The organism is Streptomyces sp. CC0208 (assembly GCF_003443735.1).
In the GTDB taxonomy this organism is placed as follows: domain Bacteria; phylum Actinomycetota; class Actinomycetes; order Streptomycetales; family Streptomycetaceae; genus Streptomyces; species Streptomyces sviceus.
In genome coordinates, this window is record NZ_CP031969.1 from 5,336,182 (window position 1) to 5,359,391 (window position 23,210).

General features: G+C 70.6%; 18 protein-coding genes and 1 pseudogene. 8 read left to right on the forward strand and 11 right to left on the reverse strand.

Annotated elements, in window-relative coordinates:
- Nucleotides 1-148 precede the first annotated feature (148 nt).
- The 3 genes from D1369_RS24590 to D1369_RS24600 all read left to right on the forward strand — a co-directional run bounded on the left by D1369_RS24590 (nucleotide 149) and on the right by D1369_RS24600 (nucleotide 2,477).
- A complete protein-coding gene (locus tag D1369_RS24590; RefSeq protein ID WP_007382497.1) occupies nucleotides 149-1,306 on the forward strand; it encodes an acyl-CoA dehydrogenase in 1,158 nt (385 codons plus the stop codon).
- 193 nt (nucleotides 1,307-1,499) lie between these two features.
- Nucleotides 1,500-1,862, forward strand: coding sequence for a four-helix bundle copper-binding protein (locus D1369_RS24595; protein WP_007382496.1), 363 nt, complete (start codon nucleotides 1,500-1,502; stop codon nucleotides 1,860-1,862).
- 351 nt (nucleotides 1,863-2,213) lie between these two features.
- Complete coding sequence (locus D1369_RS24600; RefSeq protein ID WP_007382495.1) at nucleotides 2,214-2,477, forward strand: hypothetical protein; 264 nt, start codon at nucleotides 2,214-2,216, stop codon at nucleotides 2,475-2,477.
- A gap of 53 nt (nucleotides 2,478-2,530) precedes the next feature.
- Here the strand turns inward: D1369_RS24600 and D1369_RS24605 are convergent, their stop codons facing one another.
- The gene (locus D1369_RS24605; RefSeq protein ID WP_037900328.1) at nucleotides 2,531-3,835 is read right to left on the reverse strand and encodes an LCP family protein; all 1,305 of its coding nucleotides are present in this window, start codon (nucleotides 3,833-3,835) and stop codon (nucleotides 2,531-2,533) included.
- A 118-nt stretch (nucleotides 3,836-3,953) separates the two neighbouring features.
- Between D1369_RS24605 and D1369_RS24610 the strand changes: the two genes are divergently transcribed.
- Nucleotides 3,954-4,517, forward strand: coding sequence for an acyl-CoA thioesterase (locus tag D1369_RS24610; protein ID WP_007382493.1), 564 nt, complete (start codon nucleotides 3,954-3,956; stop codon nucleotides 4,515-4,517).
- 20 nt (nucleotides 4,518-4,537) lie between these two features.
- A pseudogene (locus tag D1369_RS24615) lies at nucleotides 4,538-4,723 on the forward strand (acyl-CoA thioesterase); the annotation flags it as partial.
- Nucleotides 4,724-4,773: 50 nt separating this feature from the next.
- Here the strand turns inward: D1369_RS24615 and D1369_RS24620 are convergent.
- Nucleotides 4,774-6,234, reverse strand: coding sequence for an LCP family protein (locus D1369_RS24620; RefSeq protein WP_050789708.1), 1,461 nt, complete (start codon nucleotides 6,232-6,234; stop codon nucleotides 4,774-4,776).
- 132 nt (nucleotides 6,235-6,366) lie between these two features.
- Between D1369_RS24620 and D1369_RS24625 the strand changes: the two genes are divergently transcribed.
- Complete coding sequence (locus tag D1369_RS24625) at nucleotides 6,367-7,395, forward strand: glycosyltransferase family 2 protein (protein ID WP_007382490.1); 1,029 nt, start codon at nucleotides 6,367-6,369, stop codon at nucleotides 7,393-7,395.
- 6 nt (nucleotides 7,396-7,401) lie between these two features.
- On the opposite strand, the gene D1369_RS24630 is transcribed toward D1369_RS24625, so the two are convergent.
- The 6 genes from D1369_RS24630 to D1369_RS24655 form a co-directional block, all read right to left on the reverse strand.
- Nucleotides 7,402-8,943 carry an LCP family protein gene (locus D1369_RS24630; protein ID WP_037900324.1) on the reverse strand — a complete coding sequence of 514 codons (1,542 nt, stop codon included), beginning with the start codon at nucleotides 8,941-8,943 and terminating at the stop codon, nucleotides 7,402-7,404.
- Nucleotides 8,944-9,108: 165 nt separating this feature from the next.
- Nucleotides 9,109-10,842, reverse strand: a complete 1,734-nt coding sequence (locus D1369_RS24635) for an LCP family protein (protein WP_082319402.1) — start codon at nucleotides 10,840-10,842, stop codon at nucleotides 9,109-9,111.
- Nucleotides 10,843-11,003: 161 nt separating this feature from the next.
- Complete coding sequence (locus tag D1369_RS24640) at nucleotides 11,004-12,608, reverse strand: LCP family protein (RefSeq protein WP_037900322.1); 1,605 nt, start codon at nucleotides 12,606-12,608, stop codon at nucleotides 11,004-11,006.
- Between the two features lie 100 nt (nucleotides 12,609-12,708).
- A complete protein-coding gene (locus tag D1369_RS24645) occupies nucleotides 12,709-14,454 on the reverse strand; it encodes an LCP family protein (RefSeq protein ID WP_082319401.1) in 1,746 nt (581 codons plus the stop codon).
- A gap of 153 nt (nucleotides 14,455-14,607) precedes the next feature.
- Nucleotides 14,608-15,792, reverse strand: a complete 1,185-nt coding sequence (locus D1369_RS24650) for an LCP family protein (RefSeq protein ID WP_007382485.1) — start codon at nucleotides 15,790-15,792, stop codon at nucleotides 14,608-14,610.
- Between the two features lie 206 nt (nucleotides 15,793-15,998).
- A complete protein-coding gene (locus D1369_RS24655) occupies nucleotides 15,999-16,733 on the reverse strand; it encodes a TIGR03089 family protein (RefSeq protein ID WP_037900317.1) in 735 nt (244 codons plus the stop codon).
- Nucleotides 16,734-16,862: 129 nt separating this feature from the next.
- Between D1369_RS24655 and D1369_RS24660 the strand changes: the two genes are divergently transcribed.
- Both D1369_RS24660 and D1369_RS24665 read left to right on the forward strand, forming a co-directional pair.
- Nucleotides 16,863-18,320, forward strand: a complete 1,458-nt coding sequence (locus D1369_RS24660) for a peptidoglycan recognition protein (protein WP_037900314.1) — start codon at nucleotides 16,863-16,865, stop codon at nucleotides 18,318-18,320.
- Nucleotides 18,321-18,507: 187 nt separating this feature from the next.
- Nucleotides 18,508-19,590: an NDP-sugar synthase gene (locus D1369_RS24665; protein WP_007382482.1), complete on the forward strand. Its 1,083-nt coding sequence runs from the start codon at nucleotides 18,508-18,510 to the stop codon at nucleotides 19,588-19,590.
- Nucleotides 19,591-19,789: 199 nt separating this feature from the next.
- Here the strand turns inward: D1369_RS24665 and D1369_RS24670 are convergent, their stop codons facing one another.
- The 3 genes from D1369_RS24670 to cofD form a co-directional block, all read right to left on the reverse strand.
- Nucleotides 19,790-20,797 carry a DNA-3-methyladenine glycosylase gene (locus D1369_RS24670; protein WP_007382481.1) on the reverse strand — a complete coding sequence of 336 codons (1,008 nt, stop codon included), beginning with the start codon at nucleotides 20,795-20,797 and terminating at the stop codon, nucleotides 19,790-19,792.
- Between the two features lie 108 nt (nucleotides 20,798-20,905).
- Nucleotides 20,906-22,222, reverse strand: a complete 1,317-nt coding sequence (locus tag D1369_RS24675) for a coenzyme F420-0:L-glutamate ligase (protein ID WP_007382480.1) — start codon at nucleotides 22,220-22,222, stop codon at nucleotides 20,906-20,908.
- Complete coding sequence (gene cofD / locus D1369_RS24680) at nucleotides 22,219-23,178, reverse strand: 2-phospho-L-lactate transferase (protein WP_007382479.1); 960 nt, start codon at nucleotides 23,176-23,178, stop codon at nucleotides 22,219-22,221. The genes D1369_RS24675 and cofD overlap by 4 nt, the downstream gene beginning before the upstream one ends.
- Nucleotides 23,179-23,210 lie beyond the last annotated feature (32 nt).

Below are 23,210 nucleotides of genomic sequence, written 5' to 3' on the forward strand. Positions count from 1 at the left end.
CGCGCCCGAGCATAGTCGGAGGGTGCGACGGGCAGTTTTCCCGCTGTCGCCAAGCTCACGTATCCGTCCTGTGGGCCGGGCCCTAAAATTTGAGTTACTTAACGGTAATTAGCACAGGCATCACAGCGTCCTTGGAGCGTGAGAGACCTTGGCCGGAACGGCTGACTTCGACCTGTACCGCCCGTCCGAGGAGCACGACATGCTCCGGGACGCCATCCGCTCGCTGGCGGAGGCGAAGATCGCGCCCTATGCCGCCGCGGTCGACGAGGAGGCCCGCTTCCCGCGCGAGGCGCTGGACGCGCTGGTGGCCAACGACCTGCATGCCGTGCACGTCCCCGAGGAGTACGGCGGCGCGGGCGCCGACGCGCTGGCCACGGTGATCGTCATCGAGGAGGTCGCGCGCGTCTGCGTGTCCTCGTCCCTGATCCCCGCGGTGAACAAGCTGGGCTCGCTCCCGGTGATCCTCTCCGGCTCGGACGAGCTGAAGAAGAAGTACATGACCCCGCTCGCCAAGGGCGACGCGATGTTCTCGTACGCCCTCTCCGAGCCGGACGCCGGTTCCGACGCGGCTGGTATGAAGACCAAGGCGGTCCGCGACGGCGACCACTGGATCCTCAACGGCGTGAAGCGCTGGATCACCAACGCCGGCGAGTCCGAGTACTACACGGTGATGGCCGTGACGGACCCCTCGAAGCGCTCGAAGGGCATCTCCGCCTTCGTCGTCGAGAAGTCCGACGAGGGCGTCTCCTTCGGCGCCCCCGAGAAGAAGCTCGGCATCAAGGGCTCCCCGACCCGCGAGGTCTACTTCGACAACGTCCGCATCCCCGCCGACCGCATGATCGGCGAGGAGGGCACCGGCTTCGCGACCGCGATGAAGACCCTGGACCACACCCGCATCACCATCGCCGCCCAGGCGCTCGGTGTCGCCCAGGGCGCCTTCGACTACGCCAAGGGCTACGTCCAGGAGCGCAAGCAGTTCGGCAAGGCCATCGCCGACTTCCAGGGCATCCAGTTCATGCTCGCCGACATGGCCATGAAGATCTCCGCCGCCCGCGCCCTGACCTACCAGGCCGCGGCCGCCTCGGAGCGCCTCGACAAGGACCTCACCTTCCAGGGCGCCGCGGCCAAGTGCTTCGCCTCGGACGTGGCCATGGAGGTCACCACGGACGCGGTCCAGCTCCTCGGCGGGTACGGCTACACCCGTGACTACCCGGTCGAGCGGATGATGCGGGACGCGAAGATCACGCAGATCTATGAGGGCACGAACCAAGTCCAGCGGATTGTCATGGCGCGCAACCTGCCGTAAGCCGTAGTCGGGCCGACCGGCCCGACCGGCCCGACCAAGCCCCCGGAGGTGTTCCGGGGGCTTTTGTCGTACCTCGGGTGAGACATTTCGGGGCGGATTGTTCGGGTCCGCCCGATGGCGCCCCGCCGGGGAGGGGCGTAGGACGGAAGGGCACGGAGCCCGTCCCGGGCTCCCGCGTCCCCCAGGAGGAGCCATGACCCAGGCCGAGAGCATGTCCGCGATGAGCAAGGAGATGCAGGACTGCGTGGCGGCGTGCATGGAGTGCCACAGCGTGTGCGAGGAGACCATGAGCTCCTGCATGCAGATGGGCGGCCAGGCCCAGATGCAGATCATGCGCGCGCTCATCGACTGCGCCGACATGACCCGCATGTGCGCGGACATGATGATGCGCCGCTCGCCGCTGTCGGCGGAGATGTGCGCGATGTGCGCCAGGGCGTGCGAGATGTGCGCCGAGGCGTGTATGTCCATGCCGGACGATCCTCAGATGATGCGCTGCGCGCAGGCGTGTCGCCGCTGTGCGGAGACCTGTCGGGCGATGGCGGGCATGGCGATGTGACCACGGCCGTGGTCGGGGGCACCCTAGGTGCCCCCGACCGTGCCTGCGGCAGGCCGGCGTCATGACGCATGCGACGGAGACCTTCGACGCGACCGAGCGCGGGCAGCTTCGCGCGGCTGTGCGCCCACCCTGTGGAGACCCATCTGGATGCCGCCGGGGTCAAGGCGGGGACGCGCGTCCTGGACGTCGGCACCGGTACCGGTACGGCGGCCCGGACCGCAGGGGTCGACGCACGGATCGGCGTACTGCCCGAACTTCCATACGCGGAGGCCGAGTTCGACGCTGTCGCCGGCAACTTCGTCCTCAATCACGTCGGCCGCCCCCCGTGCTGCGCTCGCGGAGCTGCGGAGGGTGTTGCGGCCGGGCGGCACGGCGGCCCTGACCGTGTGGGCGGGCGGCCGCCAGAGCGGGATGGAACTGCTCGGCAGAGCCTGCGAGGCGGCGGCGGTATCGCCCCACCACCTGCCCCGCCTAGCCCCCGGGGAGGACTTCGGCCGTACGGCGGAGGGGTTCGCGGCGCTGCTCGCGGAGGCCGGCCTCACGGACGTCCGGTGCGCGAAGATGGGCTGGGCGCTGCCGTACACCGCGCTGCTCGGCTCCGGGCGGCGGGCGTAGGCCGGACGTGACGAGGGGCCGGCCCGCCGGACCGGCCCCGATGGCTCCTGGCCTCAGTTGCCCGAGACAGTGACCTTCTCGTCGTTGTTCAGCTCCTGCACCAGCTGCTTCACCTTCGCCTTGTCCCAGACGAGGTTGCCTCCACTGGACCCGGAGATCGGCATGTTCAGCGAGGTGCCGTCGCCGCCGTTGACGCCCTTCATCGCGAAGAACATGGACCCCAGGTCGTACAGGCCCATGTCCTTGTCGACGATGAGCGAGTCCAGGCCCGCGCCGAGCGTCGGGTAGAGCTTGAAGGGGTTCAGGACCGTGCCGGGGGTGGCCACCTGATGGGCGAGGGCCGCGAGGAACTTCTGCTGGTTCTTGGTGCGCTGCAGATCGGACGCGGCGAACGCGTGCCGGGTGCGGACGAAGGCGAGGGCCTGGTCGCCGTTCAGCGTCTGCTTGCCCGCCTTGAAGTCGGCGCCGGAGTACTTGTCCTTGAACCCCTTGTCGATGTCGATCTCGACCCCGCCCACCGCGTCCACGATGCTCGCGAAGCCCGCGAAGCCGATCTCGACGTAGTGGTCGATCTTCAGGCCGGTGTTGTACTCCACCGTGCGCACCAGCAGCTCGGGCCCGTCCTCGGCGTAGGCGGCGTTCAGCTTCACGTGCCGGCCCGTGCCCTTGTAGGTCTTGCCGGACTCGGAGCCCACGAAGGTCGGGATCTCCACGTCCGAGTCACGCGGCAGCGAGATCAGCGTGTCGCCGTTGCTGCCGGTGTGCAGGATCATCATCGAGTCGGTGCGCTTGCCCTCGGCGGAACCGGTGTGCAGCTGCTTCTTCTGCTCCGAGGAGAGCCCGGCGCGGCTGTCGGAGCCGACGATCAGGTAGTTGGTGCCGTCGCCCCCTTCCGGCCGGTCGATGACCTTGGACAGGTCGACCTCGCGGTTGAGTTTGGAGTCGGCCCAGAAGTAGGTGCCGACGGTCGTCACGACCAGCCCGGTGATCACGACGATCGCGGTCCACTTGATCCGCTTGCGCCAGTTCGGCGCGGGCCGCGGACCCCGGCCGCCGCCCGGGTCGCCGGGGCCGTCGTAGCCACCGCCGCCGGGGCTGCCGTAGACCTGGCCGGTGTTGTAGCCGCTGTCGTAGTCACCGCCGTAGCCCTGGCCGTCGACATACGACGGCTGCTGCGGCACACCGTTGCCGTACGGCGGCGCGGACGGCCCCTGGCGGCCGTACGCCCCCTGCCCGGGCGCCCCCTGTCCACGGCGGACCTGCCGCATGACGCGGGCGCTCTCGGGCTGTGCGCTCGCGCTGCCGCGTCCGTACCGGTCGCGGTCGTCGCCGGACCATCCCTCGGGCCAATCGTTCATGGGGCCCAGTGTGCAGGTACCGGCTGTGCCCTATACAAGGGTCGTCGGAAAATCAGGGCAGCGCTGTTGCCAAGCTGACACAAATTCCCGAATTGTCACCAGGCATAGGGTGGGGGCCATGACAGACCAGGCCACCACCACCGCCGCCGAACCGGGAACTCCGGAGATCCCGGGCAAGCCCACCTCGGCGTCCCGCACCACGCTGAGCCACATCATGACCCAGGCCGACACCAACCTTCTCGGGACCGTGCACGGTGGCGTGATCATGAAGCTGGTGGACGACGCGGCGGGCGCGGTGGCCGGCCGGCACAGCGGCGGGCCCGCGGTCACCGCCTCCATGGACGAGATGGCGTTCCTGGAGCCGGTCAGGGTGGGTGACCTCGTCCATGTGAAGGCGCAGGTCAACTGGACCGGCCGGACCTCGATGGAGGTCGGTGTGCGGGTCCTCGCCGAGCGCTGGAACGAGTCCACGCCCGCCACCCAGGTCGGTTCCGCCTACCTCGTCTTCGCCGCGGTCGACGCCGACGGCAAGCCCCGTCGGGTCCCTCCGGTGCTCCCGGGGACGGAACGCGACGAGCGCCGCTACCAGGAGGCCCAGATCCGCCGCACGCACCGCCTCGCGCGGCGCCGGGCGATCATGGAGCTGCGCGAGAGGCGGGCGGCCGAGGGCTTCGACGACTGAGCCCGCGCAGGTGGCCCGTCCACCTCGTCTTCGCCGCGGTCGACGCCGACGGCAAGCCCCGCCGGGTCCCTCCGGTGCTCCCGGGGACGGAACGCGACGAGCGCCGCTACCAGGAGGCCCAGATCCGCCGCACGCACCGCCTCGCGCGGCGCCGGGCGATCATGGAGCTGCGCGAGAGGCGGGCGGCCGAGGGCTTCGACGACTGAGCCCGCGCAGGTGGCCCGTCCACCTCGTCCCCCCGTCCCCCCGGTTTCCCCTACACGCAGCCCACCTCGTCCCCCGTCACCACGCCGAACTCCCCCTGCAGCTCGTCCTCGGCCCGTACCTTCCGTACGCGCTCGAAGTCCGCGCCCGCCAGCACCTTCAGCACCGCGCCCTGACCCTTCACCGCCCGCAGCTCGCTCCCGGGCAGGGCCGCCGCCAGGGAGCGGGCCGAGCGGTCCCAGCGGGGGTCGTAGGCGATGACCGTGCGCTTCAGGGTGCGGTCGGCCGAGTTGGCCGGGATCCCCGTCGTACGGAATCCCGTCGACGCCAGCGCCGCGTCCACCCGCTTGCCGAGTCCGCCGGTCGCCGTGCCGTTCTCCACCTGGACGCGGATCTGCTGCGGGGACACCGGGACCAGCAGCGCCTTGTCCTTCGGCTTGTGCGCGGCCAGCGGCTGGTCCTCGCGCAGGGCATGGAAGAGCCGCGCCGACTTCACCGGGTCCCACTTCAGGGTCGAGCCCACGCCCTTCACGGCGTATCCCATCTGCCCGATCGGCACGGTCGTGAACTCCGACGAGGAGGGGGAGAAGTTGCGCATCGCCCGGCCCAGGTCGAGCAGCTCGTCCGTGCCGAAGCCCTTGTCGGCGCGTACGGAGCCGAGGACGGCCCGGGCCACATCGCGGAACTTCATCGGGTTCAGGAGCACGCCGGAGGAGGTGGCCCGCTCGATCAGCGCCGCGAGGAAGCGCTGCTGCCGCTTCATCCGGCCGAGGTCGGAAGAGCCGTCGGCGTGCCGGGAACGGACGTACTGCAGTGCCTGTCCGCCCAGCAGCCGGTGCCGGCCGGCCGCCAGGTCGAGGCCGGTGTACGTGTCCTTCAGCGGGTCGGCGTTGCAGATCTCGACCCCGCCGAGGACGTCCACCGTCCTCATGAAGCTGGTGAAGTCGACCTCCAGATAGTGGTCGACCTTCACGTGGGTCATGTCCTCGACGGTCCGGACCGTCAGCTGCGGCCCGCCCTCCGCGTACGCCGCGTTGATCTTGATGGGGTGGCCGCGGTGGCGCTCCCCGGTGGTGGCGTCGACGTGCGCCGGTGTCATCGCGTACGAGTCCCGCGGCAGGCTCACCACGCTCGCCCGCTCCCGGTCCTCCGAGATGTGCACGATCATGATCGTGTCGGTGCAGTGGCAGGGCGCCCCGCCCAGCCGGTACTTCTGCCGCTCCGCCTCGGTGATCTTGTCGCGGCCGTCGGTGCCGACCAGCAGCACGTTCATGCCGTGTCCGGCGCGCGGCCGGTTCTTCATGTCCTTGAATGGATCCACCCGCGTGATGTCCGCGTCGAGGCTGGTCATCACCGCGTGCCCGATCCCGGCGGAGGCGAGCACGACGACGGACAGCGTGGTCGCCGCCCGCATGGCCCAGCGGGGCCGCCTGCGTCGCACGGGTGGCCGGGAGGGCCGGCGCTGCGGAGGGCGAGGGCGGGCGGCGGAGGGCCGGGGAGACGTGGCGGGCATGGGGGGACACCTCCGCGAGGAACAGCCGAACGAGGGATCTTGAGCACCGTAGGCCCATACGATCTGCGACGACCGGCACCGCCCCGGGCGGGGCGCGATGGTGTCCCCCGTTCGCGGTAACGTGAGCCCCCTATGAACGCCAAGCCCGACGTGCGGCCCCCCGCCGTTTCTGTGATCATGCCCGTCCTGAACGAGGAACGGCATCTGCGCGGAGCCGTCCAAGCGATCCTCGCGCAGGAGTACGCCGGCGAGATGGAGGTCGTGATCGCCCTCGGTCCGTCCACGGACCGCACGGACGAGATCGCCGCCGAGCTCGTCGCCGAAGACGCGCGCGTGCACACCGTCCCCAACCCCACCGGCCGCACCCCCGCCGCCCTCAACGCCGCGATCAATGCCTCCCGCCACCCGATCGTCGTCCGCGTCGACGGCCACGGCATGCTCTCGCCGAACTACATCGCGACCGCCGTACGGCTCCTGGAGGAGACCGGCGCGCAGAACGTCGGCGGCATCATGCACGCCGAGGGCGAGAACGACTGGGAGCACGCGGTCGCCGCCGCGATGACCTCGAAGATCGGTGTCGGCAACGCGGCCTTCCACACGGGCGGCCAGGCGCAGGCCGCCGAGACCGTGTACCTCGGGGTGTTCCGGCGCGAGGCCCTGGAGCAACAGGGCGGCTACAACGAGGAGTTCATCCGCGCCCAGGACTGGGAGCTCAACTTCCGGATCCGTGAGGCGGGCGGGCTCATCTGGTTCTCGCCCGAGTTGAGGGTGTCGTACCGCCCGAGGCCGAGCGTGAAGGCCCTCGCCAAGCAGTACAAGGACTACGGCCGCTGGCGGCACGTCGTCGCCCGCTACCACGAGGGCTCCATCAACCTGCGCTACCTCGCCCCGCCGACCGCGGTGTGCGCGATCGCGGCCGGGATCGTGGTCGGTGCCGCGCTGACGCCGCTCGGCTTCGTGATCCCCGGCGGCTACCTCGCGGCGATCGTCCTCGGCTCGCTGCCCGCGGGCAAGGGGCTGCCGCTGAAGGCACGGCTCCAGATCCCCGTCGCCCTCGCCACCATGCACATGTCGTGGGGCTACGGGTTTCTGACCAGCCCGCGCTCGCTCGCCAGGCGGGTCATCGCCTCGCGCCGGCCCGCGGTGCTGAACAAGGTGTGAGTCGCATCACCAGGTGAACCCCGGGTTGACGTGCATGCAGGCCGAGTCGTCCGCCCCGTTGAGGGCCTCAGCCGTCTTCGGGGTGGAGTTGTCCTCCTTGGCCGCCTTGTACGTCGTACCCTCGCGCCAGTCGGCGCCCACGACGAGCGTGACCCCGGAGACGTCGGTCGACTTCTTCACCGAACTCGTCGGAATGCCCAGGGACTTGGCGACCGCCCGGGCGTCACCCTCCAGCTCGGCGCTCGGATAGCGGATGAGGGTCTTCGCCTCGCTCAGGGAGGCGGACCGGTCGGAGGCCGCCTTGGCGAAGCCCTTCTCCACCAGCAGCCCGGCCACCGTGCTCGCGCGTCCGCGCGCCGCGGCCAGGCTGTCGGTGCGGGTGCCGTTCTGGACCAGGACCCCGATCTCGTCCTTCGCGGCGGCCGGGTCGGCGGAGGCGTCGTCCGCCTTCTCGGCGGTCGCCTTCTTCGCGTCCTTGCCGTCCAGCGCGATGTCCTCGCGCACCAGCCGGAAGAGCTGCTCGGCGTCCTCGGTGGGCTCCACCCGTGCGCCGACGTAGCGGTTCGGCATGGTCGTCATGGTGATGCGCTCCGGCTCGACCCTGCGCAGCTCGTTGCTGAGGTCGTAGAGCTTCTTCACGGTGCCGAGCCCGGTGTCGACGGTGACGGCCTTCGTGGCCTGCTCGGCGAGCTTGCGCAGCTTGTTGGGGCTGCTGAGGGTGGCGTTGGCGCGCAGCTCGCGGACCATCGAGTTGATGTACATGTGCTGGGCCTTGGCGCGGGCGAGGTCGCTGCCGTCCTCGAAGCCGTAGCGGGTGCGCAGCCACTGCAGGGCCTGCTCGCCCTTGACGGACGTGGTGCCCTTCTCCAGCTTCAGGCCGGAGCCGTGCCCCTGGCCGTCCCGCGAGTGGATGTTGGCGTCCACGCAGACCGGCACCCCGCCGATGGCGTCGGCCATGGACACCACGCCGGAGAAGTCGACCATCATGAAGTGGTCGATGTGGATGCCGGTGAGCTCCTGCCAGGTGGCCACCGTGCAGCCCGGGCCGCCGTGGCCGAGGCTCTGGTTGGTCATCACCCGCCCGTTGCTCGCCGCGTACACCTTGCCGTCGTCCGGGTCGGTGCACTTGGGGATCTTCACGAGGGTGTCGCGCGGCATGCTGACGACCGAGAGGTTGCTGCGGTCGGCCGACAGGTGCAGCAGCATCTGCACGTCGGCGAGCGGAGTGGAGCCGAAGGTCTCCTTGGCGCCCCCGAGTTCCTGGTTCTCCTTGCTGTCCCGGGCGTCGGAGCCGATCAGCAGGATGTTCAGCGGGGTCTGGCCCGCGGCGTTCGGCGTCGGCTCGGCGACCTTGTTGTCGCCCAGGTTCAGGTCGTCCTGCTCGATGTTGGCGTTCAGGTGCCGGTAGTAGAGGTAGCCGGACCCGGCCACCGCGAGTATCAGCACCGCGAGCGTCGCCGACGACCATCTGAGCAAGCGGTGCTTGCGCGGCGCCCTGCGGCTGCCGTGCCCGCTGTCCCCCTCGGTCGCCGGCCCGACTTCCTGCACGCTGTATTGCGTTGTCAACGTTCCCGTCCTCCCCACCCACCCACCCCACCGGACCCCTGGCCATGCCACGGGCCCGCCGCACGTCTTAGACATACGACGGGCCCGTGAGGTTGCCCTACGAACCTGTGCGAGACCTGGGGGCCGACGCGTGGTCTCCGGTGGGCCTCAGCTCGCGCACTGCACCTTGTCCGCCGTGGACTTCTCCACGTCCGGGGTGGCCGCCGTGGCGGAGTTGAGCTTCACACCCGCGCCCTTGAAGTCCTTGCCCAGGGTCAGGGTCATGGCGGGCAGGCCCTGGGAGTTGGTGACGCTCTTGCCGGGCTTCAGCGCCGAGCCGGACAGCCCCATGATGTCCGCCAGCCGACGCGCCTGGTCGGCCTGGTCGGGGGCGTACTCCAGGGTCGTCTTCGCGAGCGCCGCGTCGGCGTTGCCCGCGTTCTCGGACTTGGTCACGCCCGCCTCCGTCTGGAGGTAGGAGAGCTGCCGCTGGGCGCTGCCGCCCGCCGCACCGCCGTTGAAAATGCGCACCCGTACGTCGGAGGCGGCGGACTTGGTGCCCTTGAGCCGGGCGGCGACCTCCGCCTTCTCCTTCTTCTGCTGCGCCTTGACCTCGGTGAACGAGACGTCGTTGTTGATCGCGTCGATGACCTGGGGAGCCCTCGACTCGTCGATGACCACCGTCACCGGCTTCGGCTCGGCGGGATTGTCCTTGACCGGGATCGTCATGAAGGTGATGTTCTTCGTCGGCACCTTCTTCAGCTCCAGGGCGATGTCCTTGAGCGTGCCGACCTTGCCGATCGCCTTGTCGACGGTCAGCGCGTTGGTCGCGGCCTCCGCCAGTTTCAGCAGCTTGGTGGGGCTGGTGAGGGTGTCGCCCGAGGTCATCTTGCGCATCAGCGAGCCCAGGAACTGCTGCTGCACCTTGATCCGGTCCAGGTCGCCCTCGTTGCCGAAGGCGTGCCGGGTGCGCACGAAGGCGAGGGCCTGCTCGCCCTCCACCTTCGACGTGCCCGCGGGCAGGACGAGTTTCGACTTCTTGTCGTCGACGGCCTTCTCCACACAGACCTCGACCCCGTCCACCGCCGTGGTCAGGGTCTTCACGGCGTTGAAGTCGGCCATCACGAAGTGCTGGGGCTTGATGCCGGTGGCCGCCTCGACCGTGCGCATCGTGCAGCCCGGGTCCCGGCCTCCCTCACCGAGGCTCCTGTTGAAGCGGACGTCGTCCTGCCCCGTGACGACCTTGGTGGTGCCGTCCTCCTGTTTGGTCTCGCAGTCCGGTATGTCGACGATCAGGTCGCGCGGGATGCTCAGCGCGGTCGCGTTCGTCCGGTCCTTGGAGACGTGCAGCAGGATGTTGGTGTCGGCGTGGCCCACGCTGCCCGCGTCGCCGTAGCCTGCGTTGCCCTCACCGGTGCGCTTGTCGGTGCCGATGATGAGGATGTCGAAGGCCTCGTCCTTGCTAAAGTTGCTCGCGGCCGCGTCGCCGACGTCGGTCGTGCCGACGTTGCCCTCCAGGTGCTTGAGGTAGAACCAGCCCGTGGTGGCACCGGCGACCAGGACGAACGCCATCGTGCCGCCGGTCCACAGCAGCGCCTTCTTCGCCGACGACTTCTGCTTGCCGGGCCGGCGTCCGCGCCGCCCCGGCAGCGGCTCCTCGGGCGGCGCGCCCCGGCGCCTGCGCGGCGGCGGGACGTCCCGGCCGGGGGCCACGGGGGTGGGCGTACGGCCCCGCGGTGCTCCTGGCCGGCTCGGTGAGGGGGCGGAACCACGCGGACCGGGGACGGCCGACTGCGGTGCGGAAGGGGTCAGTCGCAGTTCGTACTCACCGGTGTTCGGATTGAGCACCCACTGGTCTGCGGGGTCGACGTCGTCCGCCCGCCCACGGCCTTGTGCGTCCACGGTTGTCCGAATCCTCCGTCAGGGCCACGCGGCGATCGCTGGATCGCTCACACTATCTGCCCTGTTGGGCCTTGAGCGACGTGAGTTGTTCCCGTGCCGATTCTGTAAGCAGGTACGTACGCCCGGCCCCCTCCGTTCGGCGCCGGGCACGTTCCGTTCGACTACCACTGGTAGACCGAGTACACGTCCATGCACTGCCCGGTGTCCGAACCGTTGATGGCGTCCGCGTTGCCGGGCACCTCGCCGGCCTTGGCCTCGGACTGCTTCGGATACGCCGTCCCGGTACGCCAGTCGGCGCCCACGACCACGGTCACCCCGGAGACGTCGGTCGACTTCTTCACCGAACTCATGGGGATTCCCAGGGACTTGGCGACGCGCTGGGCGTCGCCCTCCAGATCGGCGCTCGGGTAGCGCACGACGGTCCGGTCCTCGGAGAGCCCCGCCGAAGCGTCCTTGGACGCCTGCGAGAAACCTTTCCGCACGAGCTCCTCGGCGATCGTGCCGGCGCGTCCGCCCACCGGGCCGAGCGTGGAGGTCGCCGTCGCGTTCTGCACGAGGACCCCGATCTCGTCGTCCGGCGCGGAGGGGGCTTTCGTGGGCCGGGTGGTCTTCTTCCCGCCCGAGGACGCCTTGCCGTTCTTGTCGAGGGGCACGTCGTCGCGGAGCATCTCCCACAGCTTGTCGGCGTTCGAGCCGTCGGGCACCACGTGATCGCTGTTGCGCGGGTCCTGGACGTTCGGCATCGTCACCGAGGTGATGCGGTCCGTCGGCACCGACTTGAGCTGCGTGCCCAGGTCGTAGAGCTGCTTGACCGAGCCGATCTCCTCGGACACCTGGAGGGACTTCGTGGCCGCCTCGGCGAGGTCCATCAGCCGCGGGGTGTCGGTGAAGACGTTCTGCCCCTTCAGCGTACGGATCATCGAGTTCAGGTACATGTGCTGGGCCCTGGCCCGCATCAGGTCGCTGCCCCAGGCGTGCCGGGTGCGCAGCCACTGCAGGGCCTCCTTGCCCTTGACCTTGTGCGCTCCGGCCTTCATCTTCAGCCCGGAGCCGCCGGGCACGTCGGGCGTCGGGCGGTCCCACACGTTCTGCTTCACACAGACGGAGACCCCGCCGATGGCGTCCGCCATCCGCACCACACCGGAGAAGTCGATCGTCATCCAGTGGTCGATGTAGACGCCGGTGAGGTTCTGCCAGGTGGCGAGCGTGCAGCCGGCGCCGCCGCGGGCCAGGGAGGTGTTGATGATGTCGGTGGTCGCCGGGTAGGTCTTGCCGGTGTCCGGGTCCGTGCACTTGGGGATGTCGACCCGGGTGTCACGCGGAATGCTCACCATCGCGGCGCTCTTGCGGTCCGCGGAGAGGTGGATCAGCATCTGCACGTCGCCCAGCGGCGGGTTGCCGCGGTTGTCCCTGCTGCCGCCGAGCTTCACGTTCTCGTCGGAGTTACGGCTGTCCGAGCCGATCAGCAGGATGTTGAGCGGCGTCTGCCCGGCCGCGTTGGCCTCGGCCTTGTGCGCCTTGGAGTCACCGCTGCTGCGCTCGCCCTTGCGGATGTTGCCGTTGAGATGCTGGTAGTAGAGGTATCCGGCGCCGGCCGTGCCGAGTATCAGCACGGCGAGCGTGGTCGCCGACCATCTCAGCACCCGGTGCTTGCGCTGGGCCCTGGCCCGCCGCCGCCCGTGCCGCCCGGGTTTCTCCGGACCGGGCCCCTGGGCGGGCCGTACATCCGCCCGCGCCCCCTCCTCGTGCACACTGCTGTGCCCCATCCCCTGTCTCCCCACCCTCACACGCCGAACGAACGAAAAGACCTGCCGTACGACTGGTTAGACGCACGACAGGCCTCTTAGGTCACCGCGGAGCCGGCTCTCACTTGGCGCACTCGACCTTGTCGGCCGTGGACTGCTGCACCCCCTCCGGGGCCTTGGTCGCCGTGGTGAAGGACACCCCGGCGCCCTTGAAGTCCTTGCCCAGGGTCAGGGTCATCGTGGGCAGGCCCTGGGAGTTGGTGACGCTCTTGCCGGGCTTCAGCGCGGAACCCGACAGGCCCATGATGGCCGCCAGTCTGCGTGCCTGGTCGGCCTGGTCGGGGGCGTACTCCAGGGTCGTCTTCGACAGCGACACGTCCGCGTTGCCGGCGTTCTCCGACTTCAGTACGCCCTCCTCGTTCTGGAGGTACTCCAGCTCGGCCTGCGCGCTGCCCGCCGCAGCACCGCCGTTGAGGATGCGCACCCGCACCTCGGACGCGGCCGACTTGGTGCCCTTGAGCCGGGCCGCGGCCTCCGCCGCCTCGGCGTTCTTCGACGCGCTGGCCTTCTTCTTGACCTCGGTGAACGACACGTCGTTCTTGATCATGTCGAAGACCGTGGGAGCCGTCGCGTCGTTGAGGACGACCGTCGCCTTGACCTTCTCCGCCGGGTTGTCGACGACCGGCACGGTGGTGAACGTCAGGTTCTTCACGTTCAGCTTGCCCAGCTCCAGGCCGAGGTCCTTCAGCTTGCCGATGCTGTCCAGCTGCGAGTCGACGGTCAGCGCCTTGGTGCCCGCCTCGGCCAGCTTCAGCATCTTCGCCGGGTTGGTGAGCGTGTCGTTCGACTTCAGCTTGCGCATCAGCGCGCTCAGGAACTGCTGCTGGAGCCCGATCCGGCTCAGGTCACCGCCGAAGCCGACCGAGTGCCGGGTGCGCACGAACGCGAGGGCGTCCTCACCCGAGATGGTGTGCTTGCCCTTGGACAGCTTGAGCTTGGAGTCCTGGTCGTCGATGTCCTTGGCCAGACAGACCTCGACCCCGCCGACCGCCGTGGTCAGCGTCTTGACCGCGTTGAAGTCGGCCACCATGAAGTTGTCGGCCTGGATGCCGGTGAGCTCGGTCACGGTCCGTACCGTGCAGCTGGGGGTGCGTTCGTCCTGGCCCAGGCTGGTGTTGAAGCGGACGTTGGCCGTGCCCGGGATGACCTTGGTGGTGCCGTCCTCCTGCGTGGTCGGGCAGTCCGGCACGTCCACGATCAGGTCGCGCGGGATGCTGAGCGCGGTCGCGTTCGTGCGGTCCCTGGAGACGTGCAGCAGGATCGTGGTGTCCGCGTGCCCGACGCTGTCCTTGTCGCCGTAGCTGTCGTTGCCCTTGCCGGTGCGCTTGTCGGTGCCGATCAGCAGGATGTTGATCGCCTTGTCGGACTGGAAGCCGCCGGTGCTGGCGCCGTCGTCGGAGACGGAGGTGATGTTCCCGTTGAGGTGGCGGATGTAGAGGTACCCGCCGCCCGCGGCCGCGACCAGCACGAAGGCCATCGTGCCGCCGGTCCACAGCAGCGCCTTCTTCGCCGAGGACTTCTTCTTGACGGGCCGGCGTCCGCGCCGGCCCGGCAGCGGCTCCTCGGGCGGCGCGCCCCGGCGCCTGCGCGGCGGCGGGACGCCACGGCCCGGGGCCACGGGAGTGGTCGTACGACCGGAGGGCACGCCCGACCTGCTCGGGGAGGGCGCGGATCTACGGGGACCGGGAACACCCGACTGCGGTGCGGAAGGGGTCAGTCGCAGTTCGTATTCACCGGTGTGCGGGTTGAGTACCCACTGGTCGGCGGGGTCGATGTCGCCCGCCCGCCCACGGCCTTGTGCGTCCACGGTTGCTGAATCCTCCGTCGGCCGGATGCACCGGATCGCTCACACTAGCCGTCCGATTCGCCGACAGGTTACGGCGGTGACGAATTCCACGCCCCTACAACCGGGCAATCCGCCCATTTGCTCGGACACCGCTTCGCCGCCTTGGGAAATGCTTTACCCGCAGGTGTCCTCGGCGGCCGTGTTGCCGCGGAAGGCGGGGACCTCGCCGCCGTTCTCAGTTTCTTCATAGGGTTCTTCGTCGTGAGAATGTTCTGAAACCTTCGGGGCTTTCTTCGTCACCTTCACCGGTTCGTCCTTGCGCAACCGTTCGAAAAGCCGCCGGGCTTCGGGTTCGACGAGTTGATCACGATTGGCGTCGTAGACGTACGACTCCCGCGGAACGGTAAGGAATTGCACACGCTCCGTGGGGATGTCCCGCAGGCCGCGCACGAGTTCGTACAGCCCGCGCAGGCTCGCCAGACCGGGATCGGTGGTGAGCGAGGAAGTCGCCGCGTCCAGCACGGGATAGAGCTTCACCGGATTCAGCAGAACGTCATTGCTCTGCACCTTGTGGACGAGTGCCCCGAGAAAGCGCTGCTGGCGGTCCATCCGGTCGGTGTCGCTGCCGTTGCCGAGGGACTTGCGGGCGCGCACATAGCCGAGCGCCTCCTCGCCGTTGAGCGTCACCCGCCCCGCCGGGAGCCGCAGCTCGGCGGCCTTGTCGTCGATCGGTTCGGCGAGGCAGACCGCCACCCCGTCGACGGCGTCCACCATGTCCTTGAACCCGTGGAAGTCGACGACCATGTGGTGATCCACGCGAATGTTCGTGAGTTTCTCGACGGTCCGGATCGTGCAGGCCGAACCGCCCTTCTGGAAGGCGTAGTTGAACATCGCGAACATGGGCTCGCTCCGGGTCCCGTCCCGCCCCAGGCAGGCCGGCACGTCCACCATCAGGTCCCGGGGCAGCGACACGGCCGTCGCGGCGCGCCGCCCGGCGGCCAGATGCAACAGGATCGTGGTGTCCGACCGCTCGGTGCCCGAGTCCCGCCCGTACTGTCCGTTGCCGTCGCCCGACCGCGAGTCGGACCCGATCAGCAGGATGTTCTGCGCGCCCTTGACGAGCGAGGTCGGGCGCTCCTTCTCGTACCGCGCGAGCTCCGCGGCGGCGGCGTCGTCCGCGGTGATGTTCCCGTCGAGCTTGGCGTAGACGGCCCACCCGGTGCCGCCGGCGGCGAGGACGACCACGCCGACACCGAGTCCGACACCGCCCAGCCGGCGCCGCCGACGCCGGCGTATGAGCCCTTCGCCGTGGGCCGACGCCCCGAGGCCGGGCCCGAGGGAGCGAGCACTGTCGGTCACGAGCGGGTCCCCTCACGGCCTACGGGAGTGAGCGCGGTCTGCTTCTACGACCATGGCGTGGAAGGGCTGAGAGGGGCGTCCGCTACTGCTCCACCCGGGTGACGGCACCCACTCAGGGGCGCGGGGCTGTACCGATATGCGGCTTAGCCGCGTGGGCGCGACCAGCCACAGGCGACCCGCACCCGCCAACCGGACGCGCCTCTCTCTCAGCGGCGCACCACACCCACCCGCTCATCCTCGATCCGCTTGGCGAGAGCTTCCTCACCCAACCGCTCCAGATGCCGGCACAACACCACGGACCCCCCGTTGGCGAGCGGCCCGTACAACCCCGCGCACACCCCGTCCCACGTGTCGTACGACAACCCCGACAGCACGCGATCCCCGGCCCCCTCGGCCCGAGCCAGCTCCACGACCTCCGCGCCGCTGAACTCCCGCCCGGCGACGACCAGCGCGGGCTCGTCCGGATCGACCGGAGCGAAGGGCGCGAACCGGTCCCCCTGCCCCGGCACCTCCACGGCGTAGTCGACGAAACCCTCCGGCGTCTGCGGGAACCGCCCGCCCAGCGGCCGCAGCGCCAGCGCGACGCGCTCCCCGGAACACGCCCGAGCCGCCTCCAGCGTGTCCGGCCCGCTCACGACCACGTCGGCCGCGGCCGGATCCCCGCCGACATCCGCGACCACCCCCACCGACGCACAGGCCAGCAACCACACGGCCGTCTGCCAGTGCGCGGGCAGCAGCAGCGCCACCCGGTCGCCGGGCGCCACGGCGAGGTCGCCCTGGAGCAGGTTCGAGGTCTTGGCCACCCAATTGGCGAAGGTGGCCACGGACAATTCGACACGTTCGCCCGTGGCGTCGTCGTAGAAGGTCACCAGGGGGCGGCCGGGGTCCGCGGCGAGCGCGGAACGCAGCAGGTCGGCAGGGGTGCGATCGGTGGCGTTCACCCGCGAAAGCGTACGCGGGCACGCGGCCGGACACCCCTGGGCGGGGCCACCGGTTCGGCGCAACGGCACCCGACGGTCCGTCAGTTCCCCGATGGACAGATTTATATGACTATGTCCAGGATCGGGGGCATGCGTGGACTTCTTGCTTCCTCGATCGGCGTCACCTGCGCGGCCGCCCTCGCCCTGCCCCTCACCTCGACCGCCGTCGCGGCGAGACCGGTGTCCCCGGCGGCCGTGAGACCGGCCACGGGTGCGGAAGCCCTCGGCGGCACCCAGTCGCTGCCCCTCGCGCCTCTCGCCTCCCGTGACCGCACCCTCGCCCCGGTCGCCGAAGAGGGCCTGCCCCGCCGGGACGTACGGCACTTCTCCCTCGTGGGCGTGATCTGGGACGACCCGGACACCGTGCTGCACGGCCGCGTCCAGGTCCGCACCCGAGCGGCCGGCACCGACACCTGGTCGCTCTGGCAGGACCTGGAGACCCACAACGACGACGCCGCCGACCCCGGCACGGCCGAGCGCACCTCCGGCCGCGTCCACGGCGCCACCGCACCGCTGTGGGTGGGCGACTCCGACGGAGTGGAGGTACGGGTCCGCGCCGAGGCCGACCGCAGGACCGAGGACACGGCCCGCGGCTCCCGTACGGCGACCACGACCGGCCCGCTTCCGACGGGGCTGCGTCTGGAACTCGTGGACCCGGGGGAGAGCGCGCCGGAGGCCGCCCGGCAGGACGGCGCGGCGGGCGCACCCCAACGCGCAGTCGCACCCGGCTCAGCGCCCTACTCCGCCCCCCGCTCAGCGCCCCGCTCCGCGCCCACCGCCGATCCCACCGAGGTCCTCGCCGCGATGGACGCCTCCGCCGCCAACGCCGATCTCGCCGACTTCGGCGCCACCGAGATCCCTGCGCTGGACCGGCAGCAGACCGAACAGGAGCTGTTCGCCCTGCGCGCCGGGGAGTTGACGGGGCAGCAGCGGGTGAAGCCGTACATCGGGCCGCGCCCGCGCATCGTCACCCGGCACGGCTGGGGCGCCGACGAGGGGCTGCGCGAGCGGACGTTCGTCTACACGAAGAAGGTCAAGGCGGCCTTCGTCCACCACACGGCGTCCGGCAATGGATACAGCTGTACGCAGGCGGCTTCGCTCATTCGCGGTATCTACCGGTACCACGTCAAGAGCATGGGCTGGCGGGACATCGGCTACAACTTCCTCGTCGACAAGTGCGGAAACATCTACGAGGGCAGGGCGGGCGGGGTGGCGAAGCCGGTCCTCGGCGCCCACACCCTCGGGTTCAACTCCAACAGCATGGGGATCGCCGTCCTCGGCAGCTTCGGCTCCAAGAAGCCGCCCGCCGCCGCGACGAGGGCCGTCGCACAACTCGCCGCGTGGAAGCTCGGCCTTCATGGCGCCAACCCCAAGGGCAAGACGTATCTGAAGTCGGGCGGTGGCAACCGCTATCCGAAGGGTAAGAAGGTACGACTGAACGTGATCTCCGGTCACCGGGACGGCTTCGCCACGGAGTGCCCCGGACGGCAGCTCTACCGCAAACTCGGATCCACCCGCACGACAGCCGCCCGTCTCCAAGGTCGTTGACGGTCGCTGGGGACCGAGGAGAGTTCGCAGGGGATTTCGCAGGGGAGTTCGTACCACCCGTTTCACCGCCGTCGGGGGGCAGGCGCGCATGCTGTACGGCCGCCCGAAGGTGCCGCACCACGGTCTGCATACACTGGCCGGTCGAAAGACAGTTCGGGCCGGTCCCGGCAGGAAGCGGAGACGACAGGTGACAGAAGCGATCCTCCTGGTCGGCGGCAAGGGCACGAGGCTGCGACCTCTCACGGTCCACACCCCCAAGCCCATGGTCCGCGCGGCCGGCGTCCCCTTCCTCACCCATCAGCTGGCCCGAGCGAGAGCGGCGGGCGTCGACCACATCGTCCTCGCGACGAGCTACCTCGCGGAGGTCTTCGAGCCGTACTTCGGCGACGGCTCGTCCCTGGGCCTCCACATCGAGTACGTCACCGAGGTGGAGCCCCTCGGCACGGGCGGCGCGATCCGCAACGTGGCCGCCCGTCTGCACTCCGCCCCCGACGACCCGGTGCTGATCTTCAACGGGGACATCCTGACCGGCCTGGACATCGGGGCGCTGGTGCGCACGCACGAGAGCACGGGCGCCGACGTCTCCCTCCACCTCACGAAGGTGACGGACCCCCGGGCCTACGGGCTGGTCCCCACCGACGAGACGGGCAGGGTCCTCGCCTTCCTGGAGAAACCCCAGACCCCCGAGGAGATCGTCACCGACCAGATCAACGCGGGGGCGTACGTCTTCCGCCGCTCGGTCATCGACACGATCCCGCAGGGCCGCCCGGTCTCGGTCGAACGCGAGACCTTCCCCGAACTCCTGTCGGCCGGGGCCCACCTCCAGGGCATGGTGGACTCCACGTACTGGCTGGACCTCGGCACCCCCGCCGCCTTCGTCCGCGGCTCGGCGGACCTGGTCCTCGGCCGCGCCCCCTCCCCGGCGGTACCCGGCCGCTGCGGCGACCGCCTGATCCTCCCCACGGCAAGGGTCGCCCCCGACGCCAAGCTGACGGGCGGCACGGTGGTCGGCGAGGGCGCGTACGTCGCGGAGGGCGCCAGAGTCTCCGGCACGACGATCCTCCCGGGCGCGGTGATCGAACCGGGCGCCGTCATCACCGACTCCCTGATCGGCACCAGGGCCCGAGTGGGCGAACGCTCGGTCCTCACCGGCACGGTCATCGGCGACGGCGCGATCATCGGCGCCGACAACGAACTGAGGGACGGCGCGCGCATCTGGTGCGACGCGAAGATCCCGGCGGGAGCGGTCCGCTTCTCGTCGGACCAGTAGGTGCGATTCAGCCGGTGAATCCAGCCCCTCCGGGTCCGGCGTAGAGCGCAGGTCCGCGAATCCAGCCCCTCCGGCGTTTGAGGAGCGGGGGTCCGGGGGCGGAGCCCCTGGAAGCGGGGTCGAAGGGGCGGCAGCCCCTTGAGGACGGGACGGGTAGGGGCGGCGGGGGCGAAAGAATCCCCACGGCGCCCCACACCGGTCACAACCGCCCGATGTCCCCCCGGGTCATCTTCGGCGCCCGCCTGGCAGGCGTACACCCGCTCAACAAGATCAACCGAGCCGCCCGATGCCGCTGCCCCGCATACGGCTCCAGCAACGACAACATCACGGCGTCATCCGCGTCCCGATCCCCCGCGAGCGCGAACCCCACGATCCCCGGCAGATGCAGATCCCCCACGGTCACCGCATCCGCCGCCCCATGACTGCGCTGCACCACCTCCGCGGAGGTCCACGGCCCCACTCCCGGCACGACCTCCAACCGCGCCTGCGCAGCGGAAGGAGACATCCCCACCGCCTCCTCCAACCGCGCGGCCACCCGCACACAGCGCAAAATCGTCGAGGCCCGCTTGTTGTCCACCCCGGCCCGGTGCCACTCCCACGACGGAATCAACGCCCACGTCCGCGGCGCCGGCATCACCCACAGCCGTCCACCCGCCGCGGGCCCGGGCGCCGGCTCCCCGAACTTCCGCACCAGCAACCGCCACGCCCGATACGCCTCATCGGTCGTGACCTTCTGCTCCAGCACGGAAGGGATCAACGACTCCAGCACCAGCCCGGTCCGCGTCAGCCGCAACCCCGGCCGCCGATGCCAGGAGTGCGCCACGACCCGGTGCCGGGGCACGAAGGCAGCGGGATCGTCCGCGGCCCCGAGCAGCTGCGGCAACTGCGAGAGCAGCCACTCACCCCCCGGCCCCCACGCCTCGCCGCGCACCTCACCGCCGTACACGCACACCCGCAGCGTCCCCGGCCCGGCCGGGGTGAGACTGGCCCGCCACACGGACCCGTCCGGAAGAGCCCGGAAGGTGGGATCCGCGGGCCCCCGCCGCAGTGCGCCGAGCACCAGCCCGAGATCGACGGGCCACCCCGGCGTCCACCTCCGCACCAGCGGGGCCGCCACCCGCGCCGCTTCCCGCCGTGCGGCGGGCACGACGACCTCCCCGCCGCGCACGGTCGTACGGGTGGGTCGCGGAGTGAAACGTCCTGCCACGAATGAAGTCCTGAGCTACGAGAGGAACCGGGAGAAGCCCTACGAGACTAGGCGCAAGCCGAGGCCCACCACCGCACCTCACCACATCAGGCGCACATCAGGCGCACGTCACCGCACCTCGATGAAGCTCCCCGCGTCCCGCTCCGGCCGGGGCCGGGGCTCCTCCGCCGGATGTCCCACCGCCACGGCCCCCATCGGATCCCAGTCCTCCGGCAGCCCCAGCACCTCCCGCACCACCTCGCGGCAGAACATCGTGGACGACACCCACGCCGACCCCAGCCGCTCCCCGGCCAGCGCGACGAGGAAGTTCTGCACCCCGGCTCCCGAGGCGACGACGAACATCTCCCGCTCGGCCGCGTCCCGCCGCACATCGCCGTACGTGTGCGACCCGTCCATCACCAGACAGGGCACGACGAGATACGGGGCGTTCCGCAGGACGTCGCCCCGCCGCACCCGCTTGGCTATGGACTCCTCGGACTTCCCGTCCCGCCGCAGGTCGGCGATCCAGGCGTCCCGCATGGCGTCCAGCAACCCGGTCCGCGCGCTCTCGGACTCCAGCAGCACGAACCGCCACGGCGTGGTGTGGTGCGGCGCGGGTGCGGTGACCGCGAGCGCCACCGCCCGCCGCACGGCCCCGGGGTCGACGGGCTCGTCGGTGAAGGCCCGTACGGTGCGACGCTGGGCGACCGCTTCCCGCACCGCCTCCGAGGTCCCCAGCCGGAACATGTCGTCGCGGGCGTCACGCACCATGGCCCGCGCCCCCTGCCCGTGCTCCCCGGCCACGACGTGCGCCAGCCCGCGCACGACGGCGACGGGCAGCCCGGCGGCCTTGCCCTTGACGAGATCACCGGCGGCGGCCAGTTCGTCGGCCGTCGCCACCACGGTCGCGCTCAGCGGATTGCCGTACGCGTCCGTCCCGCCCCGCAGATCGTCCAGCACCCGCACTCCGGCGGCGCCGATCGCGACATCGGTGAGCCCGGCGCGCCACGGCCGCCCGAAGGTGTCGGTGACGAGGACCCCGACGTCGACGCCGAGGGCGTCCCGCAGCCCGGACCGGATCGCCCGCGCGGACGCGTCTGGGTCCTCGGGCAGCAACAGCACGGTCCCCGAAGGGGTGTTGGAGGCGTCCACCCCGGCGGCGGCCATCACGAGCCCCTGCCGGTTCTCGACGATCCGGAGCGGCCCGCGCCGCGCCACGACCCGTACGGTCTCGGCGTCGATCGCGGCCTCCCGGTCGTCCGCCTCGACGACCCGCCCCTCCGCCTTGGACACGATCTTCGAGGTGACGAGGAGGACGTCCCCGTCGGCCAGCCCGGGCTCGGCGGCGGCGATCATCTTGGCCAGGTCGTCCCCCCGCTGCACCTCGGGAAGACCGGGAACGGCCCAGACCCGGTAGCCGTCGGCTTCGGTAGCGCTTTCGCTCACGCTCCGCGCACCTCCTCCGCCAGCTCCAGCGCCTGACGGGCCATCCGCGCGGTCGCGTCCAGGTCGGTCATCATCAGCGGTACGGCCCGGCAGCGGATGCCGGCCGACTCGATCCGGTCGACCGCGCCCGCGTCCACGGTGTCGACGAGCCAGCCGTCAAGGAGTCCCGAGCCGTAGTGCTCGGCGACCGCCGCGGCCGTGGACTCGACGCCGACCGCCGCGAGGACCTTGTCGGCCATGCCGCGCACGGGCGCGTCCCCGACGATGGGGGACAGGCCCACGACCGGCACCCCGGCCTCGGCGATCGCCTCGCGGATCCCGGGCACGGCCAGGATGGTGCCGACGGACACGACGGGGTTGGACGGCGGGAACAGCACCACGTCCGCCTCCGCGATCGCCTCCAGGACCCCCGGCGCCGGCTTGGCCTGCTCAGCGCCCACCGGCACGACCGCGTGGGCCGGCACGGACGCCCGCAGCCGCACCCAGTACTCCTGGAAGTGGACGGCCTTGCGCTCCCCGTCGATCTCGACCGCGACATGCGTCTCGACCCGGTCGTCGGTCATCGGGATCAGCCGCACCCCCGGCTTCCACCGGTCGCACAGCGCCTCGGTCACCGCGCTCAGGGGGTATCCGGCACCGATCATCTGCGTCCGCACGATGTGCGTGGCGAAGTCCCGGTCCCCGAGCCCGAACCACTCCGGCCCGACGCCGTACGCGGCGAGCTCCTCCTTGAGGTGGAAGGTCTCGTCGGCCCGCCCCCAGCCCTGCTCCTCGTTGATGCCGCCGCCGAGCGTGTACATCACCGTGTCGAGGTCCGGGCAGACCTTCAGCCCGAAGAGGTGGATGTCGTCCCCGGTGTTGCCGATGACCGTCACGTCCGCGTCCGGCGCGGCCTGCTTCAGACCACGCAGGAAACGGGCACCGCCGATGCCGCCTGCCAGAACCACGATTCGCATGGGAGCCAGTCTTGCAGGCGAGTACGACAACC